The organism is Flavobacterium chungangense LMG 26729, assembly GCF_000735715.2.
In the GTDB taxonomy this organism is placed as follows: Bacteria; Bacteroidota; Bacteroidia; order Flavobacteriales; family Flavobacteriaceae; genus Flavobacterium; species Flavobacterium chungangense.
This window is the reverse complement of record NZ_JASY01000008.1, coordinates 219,478-231,537: the sequence shown is the minus strand read 5'-3', so window position 1 is coordinate 231,537 and position 12,060 is coordinate 219,478. Positions and strand designations below refer to the sequence as shown.

8 protein-coding genes are annotated in these 12,060 nt (G+C 36.4%); 5 read left to right on the top strand and 3 right to left on the bottom strand.

The window, feature by feature from the left end; genetic code table 11:
• The first annotated feature begins 68 nt into the window (after positions 1-68).
• Positions 69-1,646 (top strand): L,D-transpeptidase family protein, encoded by a 1,578-nt coding sequence (locus tag JE46_RS14880; protein WP_031456075.1) that lies wholly within the window; start codon positions 69-71, stop codon positions 1,644-1,646.
• A 146-nt stretch (positions 1,647-1,792) separates the two neighbouring features.
• Here the strand turns inward: JE46_RS14880 and JE46_RS14875 are convergent, their stop codons facing one another.
• Positions 1,793-2,302 carry a C40 family peptidase gene (locus JE46_RS14875; RefSeq protein WP_031456074.1) on the bottom strand — a complete coding sequence of 170 codons (510 nt, stop codon included), beginning with the start codon at positions 2,300-2,302 and terminating at the stop codon, positions 1,793-1,795.
• 183 nt (positions 2,303-2,485) lie between these two features.
• On the opposite strand from JE46_RS14875, the gene JE46_RS14870 reads away from it, so the two are divergent.
• The 4 genes from JE46_RS14870 to mgrA all read left to right on the top strand — a co-directional run bounded on the left by JE46_RS14870 (position 2,486) and on the right by mgrA (position 8,578).
• Positions 2,486-3,580 carry an SGNH/GDSL hydrolase family protein gene (locus tag JE46_RS14870; RefSeq protein ID WP_031456073.1) on the top strand — a complete coding sequence of 365 codons (1,095 nt, stop codon included), beginning with the start codon at positions 2,486-2,488 and terminating at the stop codon, positions 3,578-3,580.
• The gene (locus JE46_RS14865; protein ID WP_031456072.1) at positions 3,570-4,946 is read left to right on the top strand and encodes a sialate O-acetylesterase; all 1,377 of its coding nucleotides are present in this window, start codon (positions 3,570-3,572) and stop codon (positions 4,944-4,946) included. Before JE46_RS14870 ends, JE46_RS14865 begins: the two co-directional genes overlap by 11 nt.
• A 238-nt stretch (positions 4,947-5,184) precedes the next feature.
• Positions 5,185-7,482: a beta-glucosidase BglX gene (gene bglX, locus JE46_RS14860; RefSeq protein ID WP_031456071.1), complete on the top strand. Its 2,298-nt coding sequence runs from the start codon at positions 5,185-5,187 to the stop codon at positions 7,480-7,482.
• A gap of 139 nt (positions 7,483-7,621) precedes the next feature.
• Positions 7,622-8,578 (top strand): L-glyceraldehyde 3-phosphate reductase, encoded by a 957-nt coding sequence (gene mgrA, locus JE46_RS14855; RefSeq protein WP_031456070.1) that lies wholly within the window; start codon positions 7,622-7,624, stop codon positions 8,576-8,578.
• 80 nt (positions 8,579-8,658) lie between these two features.
• Here the strand turns inward: mgrA and JE46_RS14850 are convergent, their stop codons facing one another.
• Together JE46_RS14850 and JE46_RS14845 are read right to left on the bottom strand one after the other, a co-directional pair.
• Positions 8,659-10,644 carry a glycoside hydrolase family 97 protein gene (locus JE46_RS14850; RefSeq protein WP_031456069.1) on the bottom strand — a complete coding sequence of 662 codons (1,986 nt, stop codon included), beginning with the start codon at positions 10,642-10,644 and terminating at the stop codon, positions 8,659-8,661.
• 114 nt (positions 10,645-10,758) lie between these two features.
• Entirely contained in the window at positions 10,759-12,057 is a 1,299-nt protein-coding gene (locus JE46_RS14845) for a glycoside hydrolase 5 family protein (RefSeq protein WP_031456068.1), read from the bottom strand.
• Positions 12,058-12,060: the final 3 nt, after the last annotated feature.

Genomic DNA, 12,060 nt, shown 5'->3' with positions numbered 1-12,060 from the left:
GCCAAAATATTATTTGAGAATGAATTTGTTTTTACTAAAACTTTTCTATTTTTATTAAAAAAATCATTATGAAAATTTGGTACAGGTTTACTGTTATTATGCTTGTTTTTATTGCTGTTTCATGTAATTCAAAAGGAGATAAAAAAGAGGGAAACCAAAAAGAAGAGAAGGTTGTAATACCGGAACTTAAGCTTTCAATTGACAGCCTGGCGATTGCGGGATTTTATGAAACATATCCGAAACTTAAAAATTTTCAGGATGAGGTTGCTGCTTTATACATCAAAAAACAATCGACTCAATTATGGCTTGATAACAAAGGAGTTGTTGAATTCGGAAATACTTTGTATGATAAATATAAAGGTTTGGAAAATGAAGGTTTGAAAGCCAATTTTCCGTATAAAGAAATCAATTCGATTTTTGAAAACAATTCAGTAAATAAACTTTCAAAAGTCAATACGGATCTGATGATTACTAATTTGTATTTCTACTATGCCGAAAAAGTATACAGAGGTTTTGATGAAAAAACATCCATTTCATTAGAATGGCTGTTGCCGCGAAAAAAACTCAATTATCAGGTTTTAACTGATTCTATTTTTGAAAAATCAACTATAAGCGATGATAAGAAGAGCAAAATGTTCAGCCAGTATTACAAGCTTCGCGATGCGCTTCATCAATATAGAGATATTGAAAAAAAAGGCGGCTGGAAAACAATTGAAGTTGATGAAGAGTATAAAGGCCTAAAATTAGGAGATTCATCAGCTATAATTGGTCAAATCAGAGAAAGGCTTTTTGTGACGGGAGATATTAAGGAGGACAATAAAAGTGCTGTTTGTGATACGATTTTGATGAAAGCCGTTAAAAATTACGAATTGCGTCATGGCTATGTGCCAAAGAATACCATTTTATTAGAACATATAAATGATTTGAATATTCCGGTTTCAGACCGAATTAAAACCATAATTGCCAATATGGAGCGTTGTCGATGGATAGATCCTGAACTGGAAAAAGGCAAAAAATACATTGAAGTCAATATTCCTGAATTCAAATTGTATATAATAGAAGATGGGAAAATTGCTTTTACATCTCCCGTTGTTGTAGGAAGGGCTATGACCAAAACGGTTATTTTCAGCGGAATGATGAATAATATTGTTTTTAGTCCGTATTGGAATGTTCCGCCAAGTATTATCAAAAGCGAAATCAAGCCCGGAATGGCAAAAGACAAAAACTATCTGGCTAAGAAAAACCTGGAGTGGAATAACGGAGCTGTAAGACAGCTTCCGGGAAAAAACAACTCACTTGGTCTGGTTAAGTTTTTATTTCCAAATTCCAGTAATATCTATCTGCATGATACGCCTGCAAAAAGTTTGTTCGAAAGAGAAAGCAGGGCTTTTAGTCATGGCTGCGTACGTGTAGCAAAACCACGTGAACTGGCTATTGAATTATTGAAAGATGACCCGAAATGGACTCCGGAAAGAATTGACAAGGCCATGCATGCCGGAAAAGAAAGCTGGTACACTTTGAAGAAAAAAGTTCCGGTTTATATTGGTTATTTTACAGCCTGGGTAGATCGTGATGGACAGCTTAATTTCTATAAAGATATTTACCAAAGAGATGAAAGCCTGATTAAATTATTGACGGAAGAGTAGAATATAAAGTAAACTCTTTGGGTATAATTAAAAAGTGAGTGTCAGGCTGAGCGGAGTCGAAGACCATTAGTTGTAAAAATCTTCGACTTCGCTCAGGATGACATTGATTTAATAATATTTTTTAATAAATCATGGTGATTCCTGTTTTATTCAGTCAAAACATCAACACATTTATAAAAACGTCGGGTATAATGCTCTTCATCAAGTGCCGTGATCGTAACTTTTTGGGCTTTTCCAGAGGATGCGTGTATAAATTTTGACTGCATTCCGTTAGCTTCACAAATGATGCCAACGTGTCCTATAACATTTCTGTCTTTGTATCCATAAAATACTAATACATCTCCTACTTTAAATTCCTCAGGTTTTAAAGACTTACCTATGTTTTTATAACCACCTGAACTTCTCGGTAAGGTTAAGCCAAAATTTTTGAAAACATAATAAACAAACCCCGAACAGTCAAATCCTTTGCCGGGATTGCTGCTTGCATATAAGTATCGTGTTCCTAGATGTTGTTTTGCATATGAAATAATTGAATCCCGCTCAATTGCAGTCTGGATTTTAGCCAAATCAGATTGCATTTTATTGGTTTTTTTTAAATTAAAAGAAGAAAGCAATATAGTAAGAAGCAGTAGCAGGGCAGAAACAGTAGTTTTCATTTGTGGGGCAGATAAAAATATTAGTTTATAAAGATAAGGCGTTTAGTCAGAATATCAAAAAGAGGTGAATTCAGAGAAGTACTTTTTGGTGTTTTTTTATTACTTTTTGACATTTTAGTATCTTTCTGTAAAATGTAATTCGGATATATTTGTGAAATGTATTTATATTTTAACAAATAAATTATGTTTATCAAAAAAATACCACTTTTAATTTTGTTTTTGTTGATTTCGACACTGTCGATTTCACAAACCCAACCACAAACCTTTTTGTATGCAGGAAGAGTTGATGTGCTGAAGGACAATAAAGCGGTCCTGATTGGAACAGCATCGTCTGTATCCTTTAATTTTTCAGGAAATAAATGTGCTGTTACGCTGCAAAGTATCGATTCATGGGAACATCATAATTATGTGGTCTTAGAATTAGACGGTCAGTATATGGGAAAAGTTACTGTTGAGAAAGGTCCTGCCCAGTCTTTTAATATTAAGGCTACTTCAAATCAAAAAGTGCATACACTAACCATTTACAAAGCTACAGAAGCTACGATGGGAAATGTTTTGTTTGTTGGGACTACAGCAAAATTAATGACTATAACTTCTGTCAAGAAGAAGAAAATCGAATATATTGGAGATTCCATAACAAGTGGTGCAGCAAATGATCCGTCAACAATTCCGTGTGATCAGGGCCAATATTTTGATCATCACAATGGTTATTATGCGTATGGACCTATAATTTCAAGAAATATTGATGTAGATTATTTAATGAGTTCCGTTTCCGGAATCGGGATTTACCGTAACTGGAATGAAGAAGGTTCTGATGCACCAATTATGCCTGCTGTTTATGAAAATTTGTATTTGACAAAAGACGCTTCAAAACCTAAATATGATTTTGCTTTTCAGCCTGAAATTATCAGCATTGCGTTAGGAACCAATGATTTTTCTAATGGTGACGGCATCAAAGAACGTTCGCCTTTTAGTCCTGAAAAATATGTTTCGAATTATGTCAATTTTATAAAGATGTTATACCAGCATAATCCAAATGCACAATTGGTTTTAACAAACAGCCCAATGGTAAACGGAGAAAAAGCCGTAATTTTTGAAGACTGCCTGAATAAAATAAAAGCCGAATTTGATACTGATAAATCACACAAACCAATTCTGATATTCAAATTTAAGCCTATGACACCAAGCGGATGTTCCGGACATCCGAATATTGAAGAGCACAAAATTATGGCTGCCGAATATGGTCCTTTTTTAAAAAATCTGCTAAATGAAAAATAATATATTTAAGTTTGTTTTTTCTCTGATTTCAGGTACGATGATGGCAAACGTTTCCCTTCCGAATATTTTTGGCGATAATATGGTATTGCAGCGCAACTCCGAAGTCAAAATTTGGGGCTGGGGCAATCCAAAAGAGGAAATTAAATTGGTTTCCAGCTGGAATAACCAGGAATATAAAGTTACAACGAACAATCAGGCACAATGGGAATTTAAGATCAAAACGCCTGAAGCGGGAGGTCCTTATTCGATCTCGATAAAAGGCTATAATGAAGTGGTGCTGAAAAACATTTTAATTGGCGAAGTCTGGGTTTGTTCGGGTCAGTCCAATATGGAAATGTCTGTAAGCTGGGGAATCGATAATGGGGAGGAAGAAGCCAAAAATGCTGCGAATCCTAATATTCGTTTTTTTACAGTTCCAAAATTAACGGCGACGACACCACAGAATAATTTATTAGGCAACTGGACCGAATCGACTCCGGAAACCATGAAATACTTTAGTGCGGTTGGCTACTTCTTTGCCAAACGCTTAAGAGAAGATTTGAAAAATGTTCCCATCGGATTAATTTCTTCCAACTGGGGCGGAACTCCTGCAGAAATCTGGATGCCTGAAGAAGTCGTTCAGAACGATACTGTTTTATTAGAAAATGCCAAAAAACTAAACGAGCAGGAGTACGGACCAAGGCAGCCGGGACGTGCCTACAACGCGATGATTTATCCATTCGTTGGATTTAAAATTGCTGGTACTCTTTGGTATCAGGGCGAATCCAATGTGGGTTCAGAAGTTTATGATAAAACATTATCGGCTTTGATTACGTCATGGCGAGAAGGCTGGCAGGACGAATTTCCTTTCTATTATGTACAAATTGCACCTTTTAAAACTGGTAGTAACAACTTCTCAAATGTTACGCTTCGAAACTCCCAGCGAAAACTTTTAAAAGAAATCAATAATACCGGAATGGTCGTGATAAGTGACGTTTCGGATACGATTGATATTCATCCCAAGGATAAAAAATCTGTTGGAATTCGTTTAGCAAATTTAGCATTGGCAAATACTTATAGAACCAATTCTAATCTGGTAAATGGTCCGCTTTTTAAAGACATCAAAATTGATAAAAACAAAGTAACTGTCTCTTTTGATTATGCTGACGGATTATATTTTAAAAACAAAGTGACTAAACAGTTTGAAGTTGCCGGAACCGATGGAACTTTTTATCCTGCGGAAGCTTCAATAAAAAACAATCAGGTAATCGTAACGAGTAAAAAAGTACCGAATCCTGCAAAAGTGAGATTTGCATGGGGAAATACAATTCAGTCTGATTTGTTTAATAAAGCGAATCTGCCGGCTTCCTGTTTTATTTCGGAGTGAGGATTTAAGATTTTCGATTAACGATTTTTGATTTAAGATTTTGCGTGTTTTGTCATTTTCTCTTTCTTGGAAGGACAAAATCATGAGGGGTTCTTTAGTTATTAAAATCAAAAATTCTTGTTTACCCGTTGCGTGAGGGATAGGAGAGGAAAGCCCACAGCCTGACGGAGGAAGGGCGAGGACTTGAAACGGATAGCCCGACCCGTAGGGACACGCCCAAAATATGAAACTAACTATCATGAAAAATAAAAAAATACTAATTATTGGGGTTTTGACCCTGTTTACTGCCGGAAATATGAATGCACAGAAGAAACCGTATCTGGATAAAAATAAAACGATCGAACAACGAATTGACCTGCTTTTGCCATTGATGACTTTGGAAGAAAAAGTGGGACAAATGAATCAATATAATGGTTTTTGGGATGTGACAGGCCCTGCTCCAAAAGGTGGAAATGCCGAATTGAAATACGAACATCTGAGAAAAGGATGGGTAGGTAGTATGCTCACAGTTCGCGGTGTGAAAGAGGTTCGTGCGGTGCAGAAAATTGCTGTGGAAGAAACCCGATTGGGAATTCCGCTGATTATTGGTTTTGATGTCATTCACGGTTATAAAACGTTAAGCCCTATTCCGTTGGCAGAAGCGGCGAGCTGGGATTTGGAGGCCATTAAAAAGTCGGCGGCGATTGCGGCAGATGAGGCTTCGGCATCCGGAATTAACTGGACTTTTGGACCCAATGTCGATATTTCAAACGATGCCCGTTGGGGACGTGTGATGGAAGGAGCAGGGGAAGATCCGTATCTGGGAAGCAAAATTGCGGTTGCCAGAGTAAAAGGATTTCAGGGAGAAACAACTGCTGATCTGGCAAAAGTAAACACCATTGCTGCCTGCGCGAAACACTTTGCGGCCTATGGTTATGTAGAATCCGGACGTGATTATAATTTGGTTGATATCAGTAATTCGAAATTGTTTAATACCGTTTTACCTCCTTTCGAAGCAGCAACAAAAGCCGGTGTAAGAACACTCATGAACTCGTTTAATCTCGTAAACGGAATTCCGGCAACGGGAAATGTTTTTCTCCAAAGAGACATTTTGAAAGGCAAATGGAAGTTTGATGGTTTTGTGGTTTCAGACTGGGCTTCGGTTCGTGAAATGATTGCGCATGGTTATGCAAAAGATGGAGCAGATGCAACATTGAAAGCCGTTACAGCCGGTTCTGATATGGATATGGAATCACATTTGTATGTTAACGAATTAGCGAAATTAGTTAAGGAAGGAAAAGTTAAAGAGGCTTTAGTAGATGATGCAGTTCGTAGAATCTTGCGAGTAAAGTTTGAATTGGGATTATTTGACGATCCATACAAATATTGTGATGAAAAACGTGAAAAAGCAACTATCGGAAATAAAGCAAATAATGATGGTGTTCTGGATATGGCTAAAAAGTCAATTGTCTTACTTAAAAATAATAAAAATCTGCTTCCGCTAAAGAAATCTGGACAAAAAATTGCTTTGATCGGAGCTTTGGCAAATGATAAAAACAGTCCATTAGGAAGCTGGAGAATTGCTGCAGATGATAATACGGCAGTTTCGGTTTTAGAAGGAATGCAGCAATACAAAGACAATCAGCTGGTTTTTGAAAAAGGAGCCGATTTAATTGTTGGAAAAGCGACTTTCCTGGATGAGGTGGTTTTTAATACAACAGACAAAAGCGGATTTGAAGCAGCAAAAACAGCGGCCAAAAATGCAGATGTTGTGGTGATGGTTTTAGGCGAACATGGTTTTCAGAGTGGTGAAGGACGAAGCAGAACAAACCTTGATTTACCGGGATTGCAACAGGAATTATTAGAAGAAATTTACAAAGTGAATCCAAATATTGTTTTGGTTTTAAATAATGGCCGTCCGTTGACTATTCCGTGGGCAGCAGAACATATTCCGACAATTGTTGAAGCCTGGCATTTGGGAACACAAACCGGAAATGCAGTGGCGCAGGTTTTATACGGAGATTACAATCCGAGTGGAAAACTGCCAATTTCTTTCCCGAGAAACGTAGGTCAGGTTCCAATTTATTACAACAATTACAGTACAGGACGACCTGTAAATGTTGATAAAAATGTGTTCTGGTCACATTTTTCCGATGTAGAAAAAACACCTCAGTTTCCTTTTGGCTTTGGATTGAGTTATACTAAATTCGAGTATAAAAATCTGAAAATAAACAAAACCGCTTTCGCAAAAGGCGAACCGGTTCAGGTGAGTGTTGAGGTTACCAATTCAGGTAATTATGACGGAAAAGAAGTAGTCCAGCTGTACATTCATGACGATTTTGCAAGTATTGCCAGACCGGTTGAGGAATTGAAAGGTTTTGAATTGGTAAGTTTGAAGAAAGGAGAAACTAAAACAGTAAACTTTACTTTGACAGATGCAGAAGTTGGTTTTTATGATAATAACGGAAATTACTTGGTTGAGCCGGGAACTTTTAAAATTAAGGTTGGAGGAAGTTCTGATTCAGGTTTAGAGAGTGGATTTGAAATAAAGGAATAGTTTTAAGCTTAAGAAAAAAACATTTTCTCTCGCAGATTTTACAGATCAAGTAGATTTTTTATCTCCTAAATCTGCAAAATCTGCGAGAGTTTTTTTTACCTTTAAAACCTATTTAACTTTCAACTATTAAACTAAAACAATGAAATATAACAGGTGTGGAAAAAGCGGGTTATTGTTACCTGAAATTTCTTTAGGATTATGGCATAATTTCGGATCGGTAGATAATTTTGAGAATGCAGAAAGTATAGCTGTGGAAGCTTTTGATAAAGGAATCACTCATTTTGATCTGGCAAACAATTACGGACCGGTTCCAGGGTCTGCGGAGACTAATTTCGGAAAAATATTGTGGCATAACTTTCAGGGGAATCTACGTGATGAAATCATCATTTCAACCAAAGCGGGTTATACAATGTGGGATGGACCTTATGGAGATTGGGGCTCGCGTAAATATTTGCTGTCGAGTTTAGATCAGAGTTTAAAAAGAATGAAAGTTGATTATGTCGATATTTTTTATTCACATCGTCCAGATCCTGAAACTCCAATTGAAGAAACCATGATGGCACTTGATTATGCTGTCAGAAGCGGAAAAGCATTGTATGTAGGCATCAGTAATTATTCGGCAGAACAGACCAGAGTTGCGGTTGATGTTTTAAAACAATTAGGAACTCCATGTCTGATTCATCAGGCTAAATATTCAATGTTGGTACGTTGGGTTGAAGAAGGTTTATTGGATGTTCTGGAAGAAAAAGGAGTAGGATGTATTGCGTTTTCGCCTTTGGCACAAGGACTTTTGACGGATAAATACTTAAACGGAATTCCTGAAAATTCCCGTGCTCATAATCCAAACGGACATTTAAAAGAAGATGAGGTTACGGAAGAGCGTATTCACAAATTAATTCAATTGAATGAAATTGCCCAAAACAGAAATCAGTCTTTGGCACAAATGGCGCTTGCCTGGCTGCAGAAAGACAAACGAATTACATCGGTTTTGATTGGTGCAAGTTCAGTAAAGCAGCTGAATAATAATATTGAGTGTCTGCAGAATCTGGATTTTACACAAGATGAATTAAATGCGATTGAGAAGATTTTAGTGTGAAATGTATTTTGTGAAATGTAAAATGTATGGACTGCTATGCATATCTATGATATAAAAAATGGGACAATTTGTCCCATTTTTTATTTTATAATCATCGCGATTCCGCCACCGCTTGCCAATCGAAATTTCAATTTTGTTGTTGAATCAATAGTTACAGTTTCTCTTTTATAATCATTCGCAGCTTTATCTGCGTTTAATCCATCAGAGAAAATCTCTGCTTCGAATTTTTTGCCTTTTTCAAGGAAAGTAAAATCAATTGTAATTTCTCTTGAATCCCAGTTTGTGATTGCACCTAAATACCAGATACTTCCTTTTTTACGGGCAATTGAAACGAATTTTCCCACTTCACCGTCTAAAGCCACTGTTTCATCAAAAACGGTTGGGATCCTGGCTATAAAATCAGTACTTTCCTGTTCTTTGATATAGGCAGTCGGACTGTCGGCCATCATTTGCAGAGGTGCTTCAAAAATCGTATAAAGTGCCAGTTGATGACTTCTTGTCCCCTGACTCATTGGAGTGGAATGGCTTGGTCTGAATTCGCTTTTCGTAGCGTTTCGCATAGCACCAGGTGTGTAATCCATCGGGCCAGCTATCATTCTTATATAGGGAATCGTGGTATCGTATAAAGGGACATCATCATTTGGCGTCCATTTATTATTCTCTAATCCTTTTACACCTTCAAAATTTAAAATGTTCGGAAAAGTTCGCTGAATTCCGGTTGGTTTGTACATGCCGTGAAAGTCTAAAAGCAATTTGTTATCAGCGGCTTTTTGAGCAATATCATACACCGAATTTACCATTTTAGCATCATCGCGATCAAGGAAGTCAACTTTAAATCCTTTTATTCCTAAATCAGCATAATTTTTGAAAATTCCGGCTGTATTTTTAGTCAAAGCCATCCAGGAACTCCATAAAATAATGCCAACGTTTCTTTCTTTTCCGTAAGCGATTAAAGCTTCCAAATCAACATTCGGGTTGTGTTTCATGATATCGTCTTCAAGACTCCAGCCTTCATCCAAAACCACATATTCGACTTTGTTTTTAGAAGCAAAATCAATATAATATTTATATGTCTGCGTATTGATTCCGGCTTTAAAATCGATGTTGTAAATGTTCCAGTCATTCCACCAGTCCCAGGCTACTTTTCCGGGCTTTATCCACGAAATATCTTTTATTTTTGAAGGCTCGGATAATTTCTGAACCATATCGTTATTGGCTAAATCGGCATCGTTTTCAGAGATCACAATTGCTCTCCACGGAAAGTTTCGTGTTCCTTTGGTTTTAACCAGATAATCAGTTTTCTCCGTAATTAGTCTGTTGATGTTGTTAAATCCGCCATTGGTTTCCTGCAACGGATATTTAGAAAAACAGGCTTCAAAACCTAATTTGGGCTTATTATTCGTTACAAACAATCCCGGATAATCTTCTAAATTTGCTTCCAGAAAAACAGCTTTTTTACGGTTTTTAAAATCAATTAAAAAGGGTAGAAACGCCAAAGTATCTTTAGCAAATTCACTGATTTTTTTGTTTTCATATTGTGCTTCAAACGAAGAAATATAAGGATCTTTCGGATTTCTTAAATCACGAACATAAGGTATTAAAGTATTATAATCCTCATCAAAGTTTAAAGTAACTTCTTCCCATTTTACGGTAATATCTTTTTTCTTTTTGGTGATGAATCTGTAAGCTACGCCATCATCAAAAGCCCTGTATTCGATACTGAAATCATTTTTGAAGTTTAATATCAAAAGATTGTATTGATTTTTAACAGTACTCTTTTTGTAAAATGGAGATTCAAAAGTCTGGTTTACTTTTTCTCTTTTTGAATTCAAAAGCAAAGCATTTTTGCCTAAAATTTCATTTTGATCTAATGTCATAGAAATAGAAGATGGAGCCAGAATTAAATCTTTATCATGCGAAACTGACCAGGTTATCTTCTCACTGATTACGATACTGACCTTTATTTTTCTGTTTGGAGATTCCAATACAAAATCCTGTACCTGTTGTTGTGAAAAACTGGCATTAAAAAAAAGCAGTATAAAAATATAGAAGATTCTTTTTTTCATGATTTGATTATTTGGATAATAGGAAACCATATAAGTACATAGTTGAATTTATTTGAGGCTGTCCTCTCAAATGAATTTACATGACTTATATGGTTAAGTAAACTTTGCACTATTTTATTTTTTCTTCAGTTCCAGATTGTATTTTTTTACAATTTCTAAAGTCGATTTATCACTGTTAAAAACTGAATTTAATCCTTGAGGTTCCTGCGGAGGATCGGTTGTTAATGGCTCTCCCGGATTCCATTTTCCGGTTTCATTAACTGCTTTTCCTTCACCGCCAAATCCCCAGAAATTAGCTGCCTGCAACGGGCCTTTATTGGCAACACTTTCAGCAACTCTGCCAAAGATATAACTATAAAACTGATTTCGGTAAATGGAAGGCGCCCCTGCATTTAAATTTTCGTTTTCTCTTGGTAATCCAAACTCCTCAATAATAATAGGTCTTTGTAGATTATTGGCAACTTTAACGTGAGCATCAATATACTTCCCTGCATTTTCAATAGTGGCAGGAATTGTAGCTTCGGCATTATCAGCTTTAAACCAGTTCCAGTTTTTAGGCCAGATGTGCATGGTCAAATAATCAATGTTTGGATTTTTATGTGTTCTTTCAAAAATTCCTATGTCATCGTTCGAACTGTTCAAACCTTCAGAACCTGTAGAAATTAAATGGTTTTTATCTAAACTATCCATTAAATTGACAATATTATTGAGCCAAATGGTGAATTTTCCCTCATTTTCAACCGTAAAAAGCCTTGGTTCATTACCAACCTGCCAGGCCATAATCGTATTGTCTTCTGTATATTTCTTTTTAGAATAAGAATTAGTTCTGCCCATAATAAATTTCACATGATCTTCTAACGCTTTCATACAAGGGTCACAATTGTGAAACTGTTCAGTATACGACATAAACTGTGGCCAGGTATTTGGTGCGATAGCCGGAATAGGAATAGCGCCTTTACCATTCCATTCAAGATATTGTGACATTCCGCCAGACCATTCCCAATTGTTGGTCAGGTATAAAACCGCGTACATTTTACGTTTTCTCATCTCATTCATCAGGAAGTCCAATCCGTCAAGCAAGTCCTCATCATATTTTCCCTGCTCATATTGCAACGCCGGACGTACCGTAAAATCATATTTTCCACCATCTGCTCCCACTAAAATTCGCAAGTTATCGATTCCGTTTTTTTGCATGAAATCAAGCTCGCGAAGCAGTCTTTCCCGGTCACCTACTTTTTTAGAAGCCAGTAAACTTCCGTACCAGTAATTTGTACCAATATAGGTGTAAGGTTTGTCACCTTTATAAAATTGCGTTCCTTTTACTGTAATTCTAGGGAGTTGCTTTTGTGCTTCACAATTTAGATTTAGTAAACAAAAGGCAAACAGGATTAGTTTTGAAATTGAATTTTTCATGAT

Bases quoted from the DNA above. Each gene is read 5' to 3' on its own strand.
- JE46_RS14880 (WP_031456075.1), top strand. From the start codon at position 69: ATGAAAATTTGGTACAGGTTTACTGTTATTATGCTTGTTTTTATTGCT.
- JE46_RS14875 (WP_031456074.1), bottom strand. From the start codon at position 2,302: ATGAAAACTACTGTTTCTGCCCTGCTACTGCTTCTTACTATATTGCTT.
- JE46_RS14870 (WP_031456073.1), top strand. From the start codon at position 2,486: ATGTTTATCAAAAAAATACCACTTTTAATTTTGTTTTTGTTGATTTCG.
- JE46_RS14865 (WP_031456072.1), top strand. From the start codon at position 3,570: ATGAAAAATAATATATTTAAGTTTGTTTTTTCTCTGATTTCAGGTACG.
- bglX (WP_031456071.1), top strand. From the start codon at position 5,185: ATGAAAAATAAAAAAATACTAATTATTGGGGTTTTGACCCTGTTTACT.
- mgrA (WP_031456070.1), top strand. From the start codon at position 7,622: ATGAAATATAACAGGTGTGGAAAAAGCGGGTTATTGTTACCTGAAATT.
- JE46_RS14850 (WP_031456069.1), bottom strand. From the start codon at position 10,644: ATGAAAAAAAGAATCTTCTATATTTTTATACTGCTTTTTTTTAATGCC.
- JE46_RS14845 (WP_031456068.1), bottom strand. From the start codon at position 12,057: ATGAAAAATTCAATTTCAAAACTAATCCTGTTTGCCTTTTGTTTACTA.